This window comes from Citrobacter sp. C348, assembly GCF_047467975.1.
GTDB classification, from domain to species: Bacteria; Pseudomonadota; Gammaproteobacteria; order Enterobacterales; family Enterobacteriaceae; genus Citrobacter; species Citrobacter gillenii.
On sequence record NZ_JASJUJ010000013.1, the window covers coordinates 55174 to 70169 of the forward strand.

The following is a 14996-nucleotide window of genomic DNA, read 5'->3' on the forward strand; positions in this document are numbered from 1 at the left end:
TGTCAGGGTTTTAAGAGATACCGGGAGGGGAGCCCGGCTGAGGCGAAGCGCCACGCAGTGAGCACCGGAGAGCCTGAGTGCCTGGGCGGTTGAAACATCAGAACGAGGCAGGCCGGATAACCAGGAACGCGTAACCACAGCGGTGCTCATCAAAATTGCTGCCCTCTGACGCGCCCGCCGCAATCGCGTCTGCCGCCTCAGTCAGAAACCAGGCCAGTGTGTCGCAGGAGGTGCGGGGTGTCCCCTGGAGGATCACATAAATATGGCGGGCCAGACTCCCCTGCGACAACCGCCCCGCCATTTCCAGCCAGGGCGGAAGTGACGGACCGTCCTTATCAGGAAAAAAAGCCTGCTGGTCAGTGCACAGGCGGGCATGAACACGCCAGTGCACTGAATACTGAGGGACGGCGACCCCGGTGTAACCATAATCCCCGTGATAGTGGCATCCGTCGGTGCTCACAGGCAGTCCGTTTGTCCGCAACGCGCCGGCCGCGCGCGCCAGGCAATACACCAGATCGCGCGTTAACATGCCCGGCTGTGCATCCACACTGACGGTTACCTGCGTAAAGGGGGACGGCTGTTCATCTTCCTCCTGCGGGGGCAGTGCCCCGCTGTCTTCGCATTGACCGGAATACCTGTGCATCCTTTTTCCCGGTGCGCCCGACGCCAGACAGTGCAGCCCGACCAGCAGGGCCCATAAAAGGCAGCCGAACGACGTTAAATCCATGCTTCCGTCTCCTGCATATGCCTGACTATCAGACCGACCAGATAGTCCGGGAAGCGTTCGTCACGCGCCTGCGGTTCGACCAGCGCCATCTGATTTTCCCTGAGCCAGTTAAACCAGGCCTGGGTAACCAGCACAGGGTTCCAGGATTCAATCTCGGGATACAGCATTTTGAGCCGGTCCGCCGTTCCCTGACGGGTAACATGACGGGCGGGTTTCCCCGGCGATTCTGGAGTGGGATGGCTTTTTCTTTCCCGTCCCGGTACCGCATGACGCATTTCCGGGAACAGATCACCTAACGTTGTGGCTGTCATTTCTTTGCTCCTTTTACGGGGATCTCCTCAACGTTCAGCATGCGACCGTCGCGGGATATCCGAGCGGGGATGTGTGAGAAGCCAAACTTGCGGGTCAGGATACCTGCCTGGTCGAAGTAGATACGTTCATCAAGCGCATCACTGGTTTCCTTTATATTGCCGTTCACCAGGATAACTTTGCTGTTCGTCTGTCCGGCGATTTCCTTTCGGGTCCACTCCACCTGTGCCTGGTCATCACCATCGATGAAATAGAGCACCTGGGCGAAGGGCACCTTATCAAGCGGGTTGATCGTGTCACCTTTACGGGCAATCACTTTCCCCTGCATATCCGTAATGGTTTCTTTCACGGTAAATGTCGGGTCCCAGGGGAAGCTGCGGTATTTCACGGCCCGGCTCAGCCCCTCAACCGGGGCCGGGCGAACGGCATTTTTTTTCACCCGCGCCGTAGCTTCTTCCCGCAACCGGTCGAGTTCCCCGCTTTGCTCCATCCCCTTCAGTCGGGTCTGAATAAAGTCCAGCATGTCCTGCTCTGCGGGTTCAAAGACGTTCCCCCAGGTACCGAGATCTCTGGCACCACTGCCGGCTGACAGTGCCAGCAACAGTAATGCCATCAGTGGCTGACGTTTCTTCACTGCCCCTCCTGCGTGCGCCGGGCAATGTCGCGGCGAATATCGGGTGTGATATCCGGCAACGGACTGACCACCGCAGGTTTCACCAGAATGATGGCGTTGTGCGAGGTTTGCCACGCCGCCAGGCTGTCAGACATTGCCGTGTTGAAACGGGCCGTCAGTACTTTCGCTTTTCCTTCATCGAGCTGCAGCTGTGCCGACTGCTGCATAAAGAGGTCGATGGTGCCTTTCATGTCGAAGACCACCACGTCCGGGGACGTGGATTTCATATATACCCACGTTATTCCGGTCATGACCAACTGTGAAATCAGCACACAGGCGGCTATTTTCACGCTCCGGGCTTTCAGCCAGTCCCGCGGCTTTATACCTGCGCGGACAGTGGCGGCCTCATACGGTTGTTCATTCTGTTCACTCATGCGGCTTTTACCCATTCTTCAAGTTCACGAAGTTCGTCACCGAACTTCTTCTCGGCCAGCAGATATGCGGCCTCATCTGCCGTGGCACCGGCTTTCTGTGCGTTCTGCATATAAGCGAAGTCCTCCCCACGGGAACTGAACATGGCGCGGGTAACAGGATCGACAAACAGGCGATGAAACGAGCTGTACTCCCCGGCGCTGATAAGCAGCGAGCTGTAACCGGTCTGCAGTGCAGGCTGGAAACCCCGGATAACTTCTTTTTCCATGTCCGAGAACTGGTCCGGATTGTCGGAGAGGTACTGTTTGAAGGCTTTCGCATCCTGCAGGAGGGTGATTTTGGTCGAACTGTTGTTCCAGGCCGCTTCCGCTTCTTTACTGGCGCTGAAGTCCCTGATGCCCTGCGTGATGGTGATGAACGCCCCACGGTGACGGCGCACAGTACGGTAGCCGGTTTCAATAAAGCGGGCTGCATGTGGATTGGAGCCACCGAGCAGTCGCCAGGCCTCGTCGATGATGCAGACTTTTTTGAGGTCACGCGGGCTGTGATACATCTTTTCCTGAATCGCCAGGATGAGCGAAAACAGAATGGACGAGAGCAGTTTCGGTTTGTTCTCCAGACTCAGCAGCTCCAGAACGGCAAAACGTGTGTCACCATCCAGCGTCGGGTTGTCCGCATTGAAGTATTCGCCATCCGGTCCCCAGGTGCAGTAGGTTTCCAGCAGCATGGCCAGTTCAGCCAGACGCGCCGTGATGGTCGGTTTTTCGGCAAAGCGCTGATTAACATCAGCGCTGGTCAGGAAACTGAAAACGTCATCAATACGCGCCTGACAGCCTTTTTTCTCCCACGCATCCATCACCGCTTTCTGCAGAATCGCTTCACACACAACATCCAGCGGCTCGGTCGGACTCGCCAGTACCGTCAGCAGACGCACAATACCTTCAGCGGAGTGCCTGATGTCTTTCACGTTAGCAAACGGGTTAAAGCGAAGCTTCGAACCGTCGAGATAAACCCCGCCAGCCTGGTGACAGTAGTTCTTGTAACTGTCACCCATATCGATGACCCAGGCAAAACCGCCTGCATTCAGGACATCACGGAGAACACCCTGCGTCAGGAATGACTTACCGGCCCCCGAGGTTCCCGTGACAGCGATGTTAAAGTTGGTGCTGCCGTTTTCTTCCCCGAACATATCAAAGAAAGCCACCTGGTTGCGGTAGGTCGGCAACGGCATGCCCACATGCGACAACTGGCGCTCAGCCACCACAGGCATCAGGCTCACGGCGTTCCAGGATTTCCCCCGCAGGGTGGCCCCCGTCATTTTGAGATCTTCCCACATCCCTTCCTGCATCACGAACGGGAAGCCGGCCAGCCAGTTACGCATCTGCTGGTACTGCACCGTAACCATCTCCAGCTCGTTCTTACGGAAGACGTTAATGGCGGCCAGCTCACACTTCTGCGCCTCCGTATTATTGTCGGGCGTGAACAGCGTCAGGTTAAAGTAGGTCCGGCAGAGGGCGATTTCGTTGGTCGACAGTTGTTCACGGGTTCTACGCCATTCGTCTGCCGCTTTTTTGGTCCCGGGGAAAAGCGCCCCGTAGGCTGAGCTGGCCTTTTTGGACAGGTCCGTATCCTTGCGAAAGGCCTCACTCTGGCTTCTGGTCTGCTCCTCCAGTTCAGTGGTCCAGGTGATCATAAACGGGCACGGAATACCGAGATCAGGAAAGCGGAGATTCTGCAGGTTATCGGCTCCCTGCCAGAGTGCGAACCGGCGGGGATTTTTGCTCAGTTGCATATTCACAATCCGGCAGGCTGAAGCCGGAAGTCGTGTCCCGTCTGTTTCGATTTTTTCCGGTAATTCGATACGGATATGTGACGGGTGAACACTCAGGTCAATGGCAGGATCGACCACCTGACGGTTGAGCAGCTCATCTTCGTTATAATCACCCGGCGACATCATGACCTGCTCATGACGGTAGTTCATCAGCTCACGCATGACCGACAGGAAGGCATTCACATCGGTGTTAACGGAATCTATCCGCGCCGCCCCCAGGGAAACGCGAATGGTGTTGCGTATCTGAACCAGGTCATCCATCACCTGCTGGGAGAACCGTTTCACCGCTTTACCGTAGACGATAAAGATACGGTAGTTTCGCAGATAGAGCGGGTACTCACGCTCATTGGCCAGTCCGTGAAGTGCCGAACGCTCCCAGAACGCACGGGTAATTTTATTCAGATGATCGGCCATCTGACCTTTCCACATATCGGTACTGACACCCCGCGCAATACGCTCGCCCACACATTTACTGGCAGTCAGAACAACGGTGACCGGTGTTTTACGCGGGAGTTTTTTACGCAACATGTCATCCAGCGCGGCCATCACCTGCTCATTGGCGCCAGGCAACGGCGCCAGTTCCAGAACAAATCCTGCAGTACCGGTATTGATGAAAAGCTCATTTTTTTCATCGTAATAGCGATAAGGCAGACTGGCCACCAGGGAGGGATAATCCCAGGTCTGTTCAAGGTTGGCACGCGCGGTCGCGGCACCGTCCTTACGCCGCCCGCTCTCAATCAGCCCCATCAGGCTGTCCAGGACACTGCTCATTCCCCGCCCTCCCCGATAACACGGAAGCTTTCGTCCCAGTGGGATTTGTTTTTCACAAACTCAACCACAGAAGGCTGATGGAAGTTGTCGTCCGTATCCACCCACGGTGCAATCCACAGACGCTGGGTCGCATCCGGGATACGCTGGACCTGTACGCGTCCGGCCGTATTAACAGGGGTGACCGGAACAACGGGACGCGGACTCACGCGAGGTATCACGCCCGCCAGCATGGTGCCTGCCGGTGCCGTGGCCAGCGGACGTGGCGCGATGAGCGGAGTAGCCGGGGTTCCGGTTGCTGCGACTGATACAGGACGTGACGCATTCACGACAGGTGCCACGTTACGCAGTGCCGGCAGGGTTTCACCCGCAGGCTTTTTTGCGGTTTTACCGGCGTTAAGTTCGTCCAGGCTTTTGCCCTGAGCGGCGAGTTTGTTGGCCTCGCCGGTCGTCAGGCACTGGTCAGTTGCAGTTTTATTGCAGTCGAAATCAGAATTCATGCCGGCACAGCCGGTCAGCGCGCTGCACAGCAGTGCAGCGCCCATCAGTTTTTTCATGGGATAACTCCGGTTAATTTATGGCAGAACCAGTAAGGAATGGGGGCGGATAAGGTTGATTTAATTTTTCTGGTGCAGGACTAATATAAAAACAGCCTGGGCCACTGCGCTTAAAATAGTGCCAGCCAGAAAGAGGTCGACATTCATACGCGCCATGCTCATATCAATAAACGCCCAAATCAAAGAACGGCAAAGCAGTATCAGCCAGGGCGCTATAACCCCCAGGGATGTGAAAATAATCCCTTCGATTCGTTCCCCGAAAGTAACGGCTGCTGTACAGAAAAGAAGGAACAGCGCAACAAGCAGACCAACACGCCAGCTACTCCACTCATACGTCACCACCCCTTTACGTATCAGTACCGCCCAGACAGTCAGTTCAGTGCTGTAGACCATAAAAGGAATGAACACATGGCGAAGGTCAGAAGCACATTTCATGATGCAGGAGGATTCGGAATTTAACGTCACTGGTTCCTCTCCTTGCCGGGGTTGCTGTCGGGATGGTTATGAAGGAACTGAAAGCGACCCGTTACGGATGATTTACCAGACAGCCTTTCCACCTGAGTTGCTTTTTCCTTTTCATACCAGCGTTCCACAGCTTCACGTGTAAGTACCCGGTTCTCCACAACCGAGGCCTGTAACTCCCGCCATGCCACAGGGTCAAGCGGTTTATACCGGGCCAGTTTCCTGTCCAGAGCATCAGGCCATGTCCGGGGTTTACTGTCGAAAAGCCGCTTGAATAAGCACAGAAATAAGATTATTCCCCCAAAGCTGGCTGTACACTGAAGCCACCAGGTGATGTCCAGATACATCCATACCCCGCCGTTCGCAAAAGCGAATATCAATGAAAAGGTGTAAACCCACTGTTGATGTGGGGGATAATGGTTAGCCTGCCACATATGCAGGTCCACCCGAATATCGTTCAGCAGTCTTCGGTTTGTATCCATCTTCCACCTCAGTTTATTGTGTCACCGAGCCGCAGCTGGCTGGCCTGGCGCAGAACGTCATCCGGGTTGATGTTGCCCACCGATGTGGTGCTGTGCGTGGCGGTCTGGTTGACAGGCTGCGGAGTCACAGAACCCTGTGCGGCGTTACCGGCTTTCTGCAGCTCTTCTTTCGCCTTCGCGTCCTCAGCATCTTCCAGCGTTTCAAGACGGAAGCCTTTCTGGAACACCACAGTGACGCGGTTCCCGGCCCCGATATCAATAATCGGATGATACTGTTCAGCACGTTTTATCCAGTACTGGCTCAGGGTGTCAGCGGCTTTACTCGCACCGCCACCCAGCCCCTGTTTAAACACATCACCGGCACCGATATCGGCAGTGGCCCCGAGGCCGACCGATGGCGTGGCGGCCGATTTAATCCCCTCACCAAAACCGGAGAGCAACCCGGCGGCACCGGCATAACCGACAATCATACCGTTACGCATAACCGGCTTCCCTCTGATGCCCCCTTTGCCCTGGTAGCTGACGTGTCCGTCAAACTCCATATCGATATGTTTGCCGTTCTTCAGCACGCAACTGATAGACCGGGTTCTGACCTCACCGCGCTCACTGGAAATATCCCCCCAGATTTCCCCCACAACGAAACAGCCATCAGCACTGTATTCCTTGTTATTGGGCATCTGGATATTCCCCAGCAACCGGATAGTCACGGGGCGGGTATTCTGCTGACCGGTGACGCTGGCGTTGGCGTCTGCACCTTCAATCATAATGGCGTCAGAGAACGACCCCGAAGGTATCCACGGCAGTTTCGTGGTTTTCTTTTTAAGGTTCTCGTAGGTAAATTTTGAGGTGGTAAGGCCCCCGGTCATACGTTGCCCGGAGCCCCCCGGATAGAAAGCTGCGCCCTGCCCCATATTGACTGCACCACTGGCGGGTGGTGCTCCTGTCGGGGTGACGGAGTATTCTGCGGGGCGGGACTGGCCGGCGGCAACGGGACCCGGGAGTGGTGTTCCGTTCTGGTCTGCAGGTGGTGTCTGCGGGTTACTGCCGGCAGGTCTTTGGTTAAGTTGCTCAGTCAGGCGCTGAATTTCAGCGTCCTTCCGGGCTATTTTCTCGTTCGTGTCGAGTTTGTTCTGTTCAAACTGTTGTGACAGTGTGGCGAAATTCTGCTCCAGCGCTGAAGTTTTAGCCTGCTGTTGTGCCAGTGCAGCATCGTTCACCTGTTCATTAAACGTGGCAGTCACCACGCCGGTCATATTCGGCACAGCAGCTGGCGGAGGTGCTTTCTGCTGTTCCTGATAATGCCCGTACCAGGCAACGCCACCGGCCATTGCGGCCCCGGAGGCAATTACTGCCGCCAGGATGGCGATCTGTTTGCGGCGGGTTTTCAGGTTTTCATTCAGACTCATGAACGTGGTTCTCCGTCATCTGAAAACACAATCCAGGCATATCCTTCTCCGCCCGCATAAAGCTGATGCTGTGAGAGCATGACGGCGCGAACCCCTTTCTGCCAGAAATCACGCTCTCGCAGACTCTGTGTGATATTGCCGGGATTGCTCATCCGAAAACGCACAATGCGCAGATGGTTGCCCACGAACTGACGTTCCGGCGTCAGACGAACGGTTGCGCCCGGGTGGTATGCCGTCATGCGGCTGACCGGGTATTCCTGATAGTCATCAGGCACCTGGCCGTTAACGATGGCACGGGACAGAGAGACCAGCGTTTTTTCGTAGCTCTGTCCCTCTTCCCAGGCTTTTGCATCGTCATTCCTGCGCAGTGGCGGTGACATCGGGGTAAAGCGCAGCGTTTTCCCGTTTCCGGGTTGAGGACGGACGTTAAGGCTCAGGGAAGACCCGTGGTCAGTCTGGATAAAGACAGTAAAATTCTGAGCGACAAGTGGCGACAGAATAAGGGCGCCGTCATCGGTCTGGCTCTGGTCATAGGCACCGGATGGGCCGCTGATGCTGGTGATAAGTTCTCCGTTAACAACAACTTTGGTCGGGTTGGTGTTGCTGAGCGTGACATTAAAGGCGGCGTCGTTCTCAAACGGAATGGCGGCGGGAGCGGAAGCGGCCAGAAGGCCGCTGGTAAAAAGTCCCGTTGCCAGTAACACAGCAGCAGCTGCCGGTGAAATTGCGTTTTTCATGGGCAGTCCTGTCAGTTTGTGGTGGTGACCGGCTGGAGTTCTTCGAACTGGTGAAGTGTGACCAGCCCGTCGATGTAACGGATTTTCAGTCGGTATGTTTTTTCCAGGTCTTTAAGCGGAATGGTGATGGCGCCGTTTGTTGTGGAGGATTTCAGCGTACCGCTGAATTCGACCACACCAGGCGCATCCATGACACGGATTTCTTTCGTATCAAAGCGGGTGGTTATCCCCCCTTTTTTGATGCGTTCAGCTTCAATATCGAGCGCTTTTTTCAGTTCATCCCGTTCGACGGAGGGGACGAAACCGAGCAGCATTTTCTGGTTATTGTCGACGTTCTCCGGGCTGACATTCAGTCGCCAGTATATAAAGGCAGAGGCGAACATGGTCATACCGGTGGCATCTGCGCCGGAAGCATCTGAGGTGAAGGGTTGATTAAAAGACATGGGCGTGGTGACGGTTTTCTGTGTGGTGGCAAAATGCCACGCCAGAGAGCCGGTCAGCACATTTCCCACCCCACTCAGCAGAAGCAATGAGGCCAGCGCAATAAACGCATAACTGAGTTGTTTATCGCGTTCACCTTTAATTTTAAGCTTCATAGTAATTACGCTCTCCAGTGCCGGAAACTTGAATCAGGTATCTGCCTGAAGGTCACCCTGAATAAAAAAGAGGGAAGATGCCAGTAGCAGAAATTCAGCAGCCAGAATGACCCCTGACCTTTTTTCAGATATCTGATGGTTGCCCACAGCAGGCCCGCGATAACAGAAAGCTCCAGTGACATATTGTTCAGCACACCCAGGATAATTAAAGGTGCGACAATTAACAGTTCATCGAGAGGGAGACCGAAATAGCGTTCCTGCTGATTGAGTGTTTCCGGGAAGTAGTATTTATCCTCTTCCCCGTTCATGGTCAGCTCGCAATACTGAAAGCGACGCGGGTGAAAATGATACACATAACAATACCGACAAAGACCATCGGTGAGCGTACTTTGATGTAAATAAACAGGCCCATGATAATTTCGGCAATATAAAACCATTTTACAATGGAAGAGCCAGAACCGAAGGTTGAGTTAACGGTTGTGTTTTGTGATGCAAGTAAATCAGTTCCGCTGGCCAGAGCCGGGTGTGCGACCATAAGTGAAATTAAAATCAACCCTCCGTTTTTAATAAATTTTTTTAACTGTCGGTTTTCGCGAGCTTTACGAAATAAAGACGCTACCGCCCATCCCTTCATGACATTAAGGGCATTACCGTTTGTGGACATGCTTGTTTCTCCGGATGTAAACAAAATGAGTGTACGTAAGTGCTTGTTTACGCACGCGATATTGTCCCATGACTCTAAAAAAAAAAAACTGTGACACATGTCACATTATCTAAAATATTTAGGATTTTTCTGAATATATAAGTGAGTAGGCTTGGTCATTCAGGTTGTTGGAGTGTTGAATGCGAGATCTATAGCAATGAAAGTAAAAGAGAAAATGTGGGGTGGCCGGGGAAGGCCGCGTAAGTTCCGCCCGGGTGAGGCTGTTGAGTGGCGACTGCGGGCGCCGGATAATTTACTGATGGAGCTGAGAGTGTGTGCCAGAGCAGGAAAGAGAAGTGTTAATGACGAAATTATTGCACGCCTGTTATTGTCTCTGAATTATCAGCCGGATATTCCTGTTATTAAAACGGCGGAAGGTGAGAGACTGATTTCTCTGGCGGTGAAGTTTGAAGACTGGCTGTATAACCTGCTTGATGTGGATACACGTTGCGGGGAGGTAAATAAAAGGGATAGTCCCCCTGCGGAGCATCTTTGGGTGTGGCGTGAGGGTGAGCGAATATTACTTCCGGGTAAGACAACAGGATATAGCATGCGTATTCCGGGGAATCTTGCCGAAGAGATTCGCACAATGGCCAGGGTTCACAGGCGCAGTCTGAATGATGAAATGCTGACGAGGTTGATGAGTACACTGAAATATTTTACAGGGCGGGTACTTGAACAGAATGAGGATGCTCAAGCCCTGAAAGTGCTGTGCATGGAATTTGAGAGTTACTTAAAAGAAAAAATTAATGAGGCAGAAAAAAGCGCGCTTCCGTGGGATAAGGATGGCGCGCAGTGATCGACGGAGGCCGGGTCGTCCGGCCTCTCGTGCTATTTATCATCGATAATGAAGTGCTGTTTCTCTGCTGCGTCTTCAGCAATATTAATGGCGCTGATGTTATTGTTTATCAGGTCATCAAGTGAAACTCCCGCCTGTTGCCCCTTGAGGTTAACATAGATTTCAGAGACCAGTGCAGTCAGAATCATAATACCTTCCCGCGAGCCTGATACTTTCTTTATCAGGTCGCGGCGGAATCCATCAAGGTCGAAGGTTGACCCCTCTTCTTTGGATTTATAAACCATAAGACCAAGCCGGACAAGTTCATTGACTATTGAAGAATAGTTCATTTCAGAGGTGGTTGCGCCCTTCTGAAGTTCAATATCCAGTATATCCTGTATTTCCCTGTCGATTTTATCTTTGAAGTATATGTTCTTGCGCGGCATAATATTTCCCTGATTTTTTCATGCAGTGCCGGATACGGCACTGTCGACCATTTTTCATGTGAGTAAATTCACCCTCAACCTGAAGAATGCGTTCATATAAAGACTGTTCTGATTTAAATGTGTGTGTTAATCCGGCACTGTGATGTGTGTGCATCCGGCACCATCAGGTGTGTGGATTAGGCACTGTGATGTGTATGCATCAGGCACCATCAGGTGTGTGGATTAGGCACTGCATATCACTAACCTACTCTATTATCAGGATACACACAATCCCCACACTTTACAGTGCCTAATCAGGCACTGCAAGGTGTGGCAATCAGGCACTGCAAGGTGTGGTAATCAGGCACTGCAAGGTGTGGTAATCCACACACCTTTTTCCCACATATTCCAACTTTCCGCATAATGGCATAAGTTATTTCACTGAATTCAAAGAGAAAAACTGCAAGATGAAATCTTGCGTGGGGTGTGATGTTTTAAAGGGTTAGCAAAGAGCGGCAAGTAAATAAGTGTGCCCGGGTTGTAACTGGTATTTGAGAGCGTGGCTGAATGCATGATTCAGAGCGCTTCCGCGCGTTTGTAGGGAATTATCTTGATTCAAATGATCTGGCGGAGTATTTTTTATTGCGCAGCGTATACCGGTTTATGATCGACATAAGGTCCATAAAATGAAAATAACGAAATTCCCCATCCTGTTGATGATGTTCTCACTATCGATATTCGCCGCACCGCAGATGTGTTTTGACCAGGCGGGGAGAGACTATCAAATAGATCCGCTGCTGCTTATGGCAATTTCAATTAAAGAGAGTCGTCTTAAAGCGTCTGCGGTAAATGGATCAAACAACGATGGATCAGAAGATGTCTGCGGGATGCAGGTGAACAGTTATCATTACAGTAAACTTAAAAAGTTTAATATTACCCGCGATCGACTATTAAAAGATCCATGCATATGCGTTTACTCGGGTGCGTGGGTTCTGGCGCACAACTTCCAGTCCTACGGGAAAAACTGGGACAGCGTTGGAATGTATAATACAGGGCCACGTGATGTGATGATAAAAAAACGACGTGCCTACGCTACAGAAATAAAAAACATCTACCGTATTCTGCTCGCCAGAAAAACAATACTGGAACAATCATCAGAGCCCCCCTCAGTGTCAGCAGCGAGGAAAACCGAAAAAATCGTTATCAACAAAAATTAATAAAATAAAAAACCGCTCATAGGAGCGGCTTTTTCTCAGGCTTTGAGTTTTGCAAACTCTTCGGCCATTTTCCAGAGAACCTGATTTAATTTGATGTCACCATCTATTCCGGAGACTTCCCGCGTTCTGGTCATCTTCCCTTTTGGCGTTCTGCCACGAATCCCCCCACGGATCACATTTTCCTGCACCACGTTAAATGTTGTCCATAAATCCTGCCCTTTATCGAGAACACGGCGGGGGTTAATAATTTGCTCCGGCGTTATTGGTGCCGGTTTTCCGTCATACTTAAGTTCCAGGGCTGTTGCGCCAAAAAGGCGCTGCTCAGGCAAAGTAAGCTGAATGCTTTTCATCAGGTCAATATTTTCATCGACCGCGTCAAATGTTTCCAGCACCGTGTAAGCACCTTCGATAACCTGCCCGACAATATCTCCTTTGTGTGGCACGCGAATTTCGCCAAAATCCTTCCATGCAACCAGGCCATTACTACAAACCTGACGGAACATACCGGGGATCATTTTATAGCTACTTGAACCATCATGGCTATTCAGCAGAATAATTTCCGGTACTTCCTTTCCGTTAATCTGGTCATGACGACGCAGGCGGAGCATATGCTTTGTAAAGTCGCGTTTATCCTGGTCACGCGTACGGGACTGGGTTGCATAATATGGCTGAAAACCTTCATCACGTAATCGGTCAAGAATGACAATCGTTGGAATATACGTATAACGCTCTGAACGAGAATCGTGCTTTTCCTCAGAGAACGCACTCGGAACAATGCGCTGTAATTCGTCATTCGTCAGCGGGCGGTCTTTACGGATTGATGTTGGCATACGATAGCGGCTTGCGAAACTGACCATAATTATTTACTCCTGATTATTTAGTGAGAGATGAAGAAATAACGCGATGGAAATTATCCAGCGGCGCTGCAGCTGCTACCGGACACCCGTCGACTACCCAGACAGAGATATAATCCGGGCATTCGTAATCAATTAACGTCAGCTCAGAGGCATTCGCTGGCGGTGTAAAAATACCTGGTTGTGGCTCCCCTTCCGATGCAGCCAGGACCCAGCAAAACAGATCCGTGAACTGGGACGGAGTGAGGTCTGAATCACATGTTCCGGTAGGGGTGTTAACGTTCATAGGGTGTACTCCTCGGGTTGTCCGGGTTATTCCCTGCGAAAATGACGCGGGGACAGTTCATGGGGCAGCAGTCACTGCCCGTTCGTTAATCGTGATACGGGCAGGGTTCACCGCTGCCGCTCTGGCAGCAGGCACAATTCGACGTTTCCTCGACGCCAGCGGCCTGTGCCCATCCGCTATGCCACGCACTTACCAGCTCCGGAACGTCTGAAAACATATGCGGAGGGGTATGCTTACCACTGGCAAAATCGCCGTAGCCTTCAAGCATCGCCTCAAAAACAACATCCAGCGCCTCGTTTTTCGCTTTCACGGCGTCGATAACACGCATCACGTGCGCTTTACCCCACTGAATGCGCAGTGCCAGACCTCTCAGCGGAGGTAGTTCGCCCCCCATCTTCCTGGAAGATTCTTGAGCGGCGGTTTTGACGTTGACGTTTCGTGTGTGCATCCTGGTTTTCTCCTGTGGTGATGGTTGTCCATCTCCCTGGTGAGTTCTCTCGCGGCAAAGGGCAAAGGAGCAACGGCGAAGGGAGGAAGGAAAGGGGCGCAGACAAAAGTTTTTGCGGATACTCGCAAAAAGTTTTGGCGGAGTGCATTTCACCCCTTGGATGACGACCCGACGGTGCTACGACCAGCCCTCCGCGTGAGGACACACGGGACGATGGCCTCACCGGGGGAACAGGGTGCACACACCCGACACGTCGGAACGGCGTGGCGGCCTTAAAGCGACAGTCACACCGTCGCGGTCAGGGCGGCGCGACCGGCACGGTCGCAGCAAGCCAGGGGTTGACCTTCGCCATCAGACCCTAGCGAAGCCCGAACCCCGAAGGGATTCGGCGGAGACTGGCGGGTGCGCAGCAGCTGCCCTGGCGGGTGCGCAGCAGCTGCCCTGGCGGAGTGGGGCTCGACGACCGGACAGCAGCGCTGGCCGGGAGCCGAAGGGGGCCATCGCCCTGCCCGTTTTTCTGTTTCAGGCCATGAGAGAGCAGTGCCATCACTTCCGCATTCAGATCTCCGGCGAGGCGAGGGAGGTTTGAAGACTTTAATTATTAATGCTAATGTACGCATACACTAGCATTAATCTACGGTCCATAAATGGCTGAAGAATCTCAGACTGAACAGTCCCGCGCTTATTTTTACCGCAACTTTAAGTACACCCTCGAACATCTGGCCAGAGATTACCAGGCAGAGCTGCAGCGTTATTCCGATGAATCATGGGAATTCCCTCAGAGGGCTGCACGTCTCAGCGCAGCAGTTAAACGCTATAAAACGTACCGGATGCTGAGTTTTATTTTTGAAATCGCAGACGACATCGATCTGGATTTAACTCCACTGATTGTAAAGCGTCTTTGCATGCGTCTTTTCGGACGTTCGGGCAGTCAGGACATCATCGTCAGCATTTTTGGCCAGAAAGGTCGCCAGCATCGCAGCAGAGACAACACCCCTGCCATCCTTGATGAAATTGCCGCCCGCTACCGTCTTGCTGCACATTCCTGCCAGGCTTCAACGCTCAGTGATATTGAAAGTGTGAAAAAGAATTATCAGGCAGGCATCCGTTCAGCACGGAACAGGGAAAAATAACCTTCCCATATTAATGCTAATGGATGCGTACAGTAGCATTAATATGTAATACAGAGGTAATACATGAAGGGAAGAGAGCGGGCGCGCCGGAGGCGCTGCCGCCCTGCCCCGTTCCCCTGGAGGGAACCTTCCTTTCTGGTTGTTCATGCGTGCGGTCGCACCAGAAGTGGAAAAAGGGGCTGCCAGCGAACCGGCAACCCCTTCATAAAGGCGCTTCAGGCATGTCAGACAT

Annotated in this window: 20 protein-coding genes; 3 read left to right on the forward strand and 17 right to left on the reverse strand. The window is 52.6% G+C overall.

The features are described 5' to 3' along the window. Positions 1–97 precede the first annotated feature (97 nt). Genes QNN86_RS20670 through QNN86_RS20730 form a run of 13 tightly spaced genes read right to left on the reverse strand, consistent with a single transcriptional unit; the run spans position 98 to position 9584 of the window. Positions 98–727, reverse strand: coding sequence for a hypothetical protein (locus tag QNN86_RS20670; RefSeq protein ID WP_159137306.1), 630 nt, complete (start codon positions 725–727; stop codon positions 98–100). Beyond that, positions 718–1038 (reverse strand): hypothetical protein, encoded by a 321-nt coding sequence (locus QNN86_RS20675; protein WP_008325090.1) that lies wholly within the window; start codon positions 1036–1038, stop codon positions 718–720. Before QNN86_RS20675 ends, QNN86_RS20670 begins: the two co-directional genes overlap by 10 nt. Next, on the reverse strand, positions 1035–1670 hold the full coding sequence (gene traW, locus QNN86_RS20680) for a type-F conjugative transfer system protein TraW (RefSeq protein ID WP_104652357.1): 636 nt from the start codon (positions 1668–1670) through the stop codon (positions 1035–1037). The genes QNN86_RS20675 and traW overlap by 4 nt, the downstream gene beginning before the upstream one ends. After that, complete coding sequence (trbI, locus tag QNN86_RS20685) at positions 1667–2083, reverse strand: type-F conjugative transfer system protein TrbI (RefSeq protein ID WP_008325088.1); 417 nt, start codon at positions 2081–2083, stop codon at positions 1667–1669. The genes traW and trbI overlap by 4 nt, the downstream gene beginning before the upstream one ends. After that, on the reverse strand, positions 2080–4683 hold the full coding sequence (gene traC, locus QNN86_RS20690) for a type IV secretion system protein TraC (RefSeq protein ID WP_104652358.1): 2604 nt from the start codon (positions 4681–4683) through the stop codon (positions 2080–2082). The genes trbI and traC overlap by 4 nt, the downstream gene beginning before the upstream one ends. Next, the gene (traV, locus tag QNN86_RS20695) at positions 4680–5237 is read right to left on the reverse strand and encodes a type IV conjugative transfer system lipoprotein TraV (RefSeq protein WP_008325086.1); all 558 of its coding nucleotides are present in this window, start codon (positions 5235–5237) and stop codon (positions 4680–4682) included. Before traV ends, traC begins: the two co-directional genes overlap by 4 nt. A gap of 60 nt (positions 5238–5297) precedes the next feature. Further along, positions 5298–5702 (reverse strand): hypothetical protein, encoded by a 405-nt coding sequence (locus QNN86_RS20700; RefSeq protein WP_159137308.1) that lies wholly within the window; start codon positions 5700–5702, stop codon positions 5298–5300. Further along, positions 5699–6181, reverse strand: coding sequence for a hypothetical protein (locus tag QNN86_RS20705; protein WP_137366884.1), 483 nt, complete (start codon positions 6179–6181; stop codon positions 5699–5701). The genes QNN86_RS20700 and QNN86_RS20705 overlap by 4 nt, the downstream gene beginning before the upstream one ends. An 8-nt stretch (positions 6182–6189) precedes the next feature. Then, on the reverse strand, positions 6190–7587 hold the full coding sequence (gene traB, locus QNN86_RS20710; RefSeq protein ID WP_159137309.1) for an F-type conjugal transfer pilus assembly protein TraB: 1398 nt from the start codon (positions 7585–7587) through the stop codon (positions 6190–6192). Next, positions 7584–8324, reverse strand: coding sequence for a type-F conjugative transfer system secretin TraK (traK, locus tag QNN86_RS20715; protein ID WP_286480274.1), 741 nt, complete (start codon positions 8322–8324; stop codon positions 7584–7586). Before traK ends, traB begins: the two co-directional genes overlap by 4 nt. A gap of 11 nt (positions 8325–8335) precedes the next feature. Continuing rightward, positions 8336–8920, reverse strand: coding sequence for a TraE/TraK family type IV conjugative transfer system protein (locus QNN86_RS20720; RefSeq protein ID WP_008324957.1), 585 nt, complete (start codon positions 8918–8920; stop codon positions 8336–8338). Between the two features lie 5 nt (positions 8921–8925). Beyond that, complete coding sequence (traL, locus tag QNN86_RS20725) at positions 8926–9228, reverse strand: type IV conjugative transfer system protein TraL (RefSeq protein WP_008324958.1); 303 nt, start codon at positions 9226–9228, stop codon at positions 8926–8928. Positions 9229–9230: 2 nt separating this feature from the next. Further along, positions 9231–9584: a type IV conjugative transfer system pilin TraA gene (locus QNN86_RS20730; protein ID WP_104652443.1), complete on the reverse strand. Its 354-nt coding sequence runs from the start codon at positions 9582–9584 to the stop codon at positions 9231–9233. Between the two features lie 196 nt (positions 9585–9780). Here QNN86_RS20730 and QNN86_RS20735 point away from each other — a divergent pair, with 196 nt between their 5' ends. After that, positions 9781–10422, forward strand: coding sequence for an Arc family DNA-binding protein (locus QNN86_RS20735; protein WP_286480275.1), 642 nt, complete (start codon positions 9781–9783; stop codon positions 10420–10422). A 32-nt stretch (positions 10423–10454) separates the two neighbouring features. Here QNN86_RS20735 and QNN86_RS20740 read toward each other — a convergent pair whose 3' ends face one another. After that, positions 10455–10847 carry a relaxosome protein TraM gene (locus QNN86_RS20740; RefSeq protein WP_008324961.1) on the reverse strand — a complete coding sequence of 131 codons (393 nt, stop codon included), beginning with the start codon at positions 10845–10847 and terminating at the stop codon, positions 10455–10457. Positions 10848–11512: 665 nt separating this feature from the next. Here QNN86_RS20740 and QNN86_RS20745 point away from each other — a divergent pair. Beyond that, the gene (locus QNN86_RS20745) at positions 11513–12043 is read left to right on the forward strand and encodes a lytic transglycosylase domain-containing protein (RefSeq protein ID WP_104652230.1); all 531 of its coding nucleotides are present in this window, start codon (positions 11513–11515) and stop codon (positions 12041–12043) included. Between the two features lie 35 nt (positions 12044–12078). Here the strand turns inward: QNN86_RS20745 and QNN86_RS20750 are convergent, their stop codons facing one another. From QNN86_RS20750 to QNN86_RS20760, 3 genes are all read right to left on the reverse strand, one after another. Further along, a complete protein-coding gene (locus QNN86_RS20750) occupies positions 12079–12900 on the reverse strand; it encodes a DUF932 domain-containing protein (RefSeq protein ID WP_008324970.1) in 822 nt (273 codons plus the stop codon). Positions 12901–12916: 16 nt separating this feature from the next. Next, on the reverse strand, positions 12917–13183 hold the full coding sequence (locus QNN86_RS20755) for a hypothetical protein (RefSeq protein ID WP_008324972.1): 267 nt from the start codon (positions 13181–13183) through the stop codon (positions 12917–12919). Between the two features lie 85 nt (positions 13184–13268). Next, the gene (locus QNN86_RS20760) at positions 13269–13631 is read right to left on the reverse strand and encodes a hypothetical protein (protein WP_104652231.1); all 363 of its coding nucleotides are present in this window, start codon (positions 13629–13631) and stop codon (positions 13269–13271) included. A 647-nt stretch (positions 13632–14278) separates the two neighbouring features. Here QNN86_RS20760 and QNN86_RS20765 point away from each other — a divergent pair. Next, the gene (locus tag QNN86_RS20765; protein ID WP_008325142.1) at positions 14279–14764 is read left to right on the forward strand and encodes a hypothetical protein; all 486 of its coding nucleotides are present in this window, start codon (positions 14279–14281) and stop codon (positions 14762–14764) included. Positions 14765–14996: the final 232 nt, after the last annotated feature.

Bases quoted from the DNA above. Each gene is read 5' to 3' on its own strand.
- QNN86_RS20670 (WP_159137306.1), bottom strand. From the start codon at position 727: ATGGATTTAACGTCGTTCGGCTGCCTTTTATGGGCCCTGCTGGTCGGG.
- QNN86_RS20675 (WP_008325090.1), bottom strand. From the start codon at position 1,038: ATGACAGCCACAACGTTAGGTGATCTGTTCCCGGAAATGCGTCATGCG.
- trbI (WP_008325088.1), bottom strand. From the start codon at position 2,083: ATGAGTGAACAGAATGAACAACCGTATGAGGCCGCCACTGTCCGCGCA.
- traC (WP_104652358.1), bottom strand. From the start codon at position 4,683: ATGAGCAGTGTCCTGGACAGCCTGATGGGGCTGATTGAGAGCGGGCGG.
- traV (WP_008325086.1), bottom strand. From the start codon at position 5,237: ATGAAAAAACTGATGGGCGCTGCACTGCTGTGCAGCGCGCTGACCGGC.
- QNN86_RS20705 (WP_137366884.1), bottom strand. From the start codon at position 6,181: ATGGATACAAACCGAAGACTGCTGAACGATATTCGGGTGGACCTGCAT.
- traB (WP_159137309.1), bottom strand. From the start codon at position 7,587: ATGAGTCTGAATGAAAACCTGAAAACCCGCCGCAAACAGATCGCCATC.
- traK (WP_286480274.1), bottom strand. From the start codon at position 8,324: ATGAAAAACGCAATTTCACCGGCAGCTGCTGCTGTGTTACTGGCAACG.
- QNN86_RS20720 (WP_008324957.1), bottom strand. From the start codon at position 8,920: ATGAAGCTTAAAATTAAAGGTGAACGCGATAAACAACTCAGTTATGCG.
- traL (WP_008324958.1), bottom strand. From the start codon at position 9,228: ATGAACGGGGAAGAGGATAAATACTACTTCCCGGAAACACTCAATCAG.
- QNN86_RS20730 (WP_104652443.1), bottom strand. From the start codon at position 9,584: ATGTCCACAAACGGTAATGCCCTTAATGTCATGAAGGGATGGGCGGTA.
- QNN86_RS20735 (WP_286480275.1), top strand. From the start codon at position 9,781: ATGAAAGTAAAAGAGAAAATGTGGGGTGGCCGGGGAAGGCCGCGTAAG.
- QNN86_RS20740 (WP_008324961.1), bottom strand. From the start codon at position 10,847: ATGCCGCGCAAGAACATATACTTCAAAGATAAAATCGACAGGGAAATA.
- QNN86_RS20745 (WP_104652230.1), top strand. From the start codon at position 11,513: ATGAAAATAACGAAATTCCCCATCCTGTTGATGATGTTCTCACTATCG.
- QNN86_RS20750 (WP_008324970.1), bottom strand. From the start codon at position 12,900: ATGGTCAGTTTCGCAAGCCGCTATCGTATGCCAACATCAATCCGTAAA.
- QNN86_RS20755 (WP_008324972.1), bottom strand. From the start codon at position 13,183: ATGAACGTTAACACCCCTACCGGAACATGTGATTCAGACCTCACTCCG.
- QNN86_RS20760 (WP_104652231.1), bottom strand. From the start codon at position 13,631: ATGCACACACGAAACGTCAACGTCAAAACCGCCGCTCAAGAATCTTCC.
- QNN86_RS20765 (WP_008325142.1), top strand. From the start codon at position 14,279: ATGGCTGAAGAATCTCAGACTGAACAGTCCCGCGCTTATTTTTACCGC.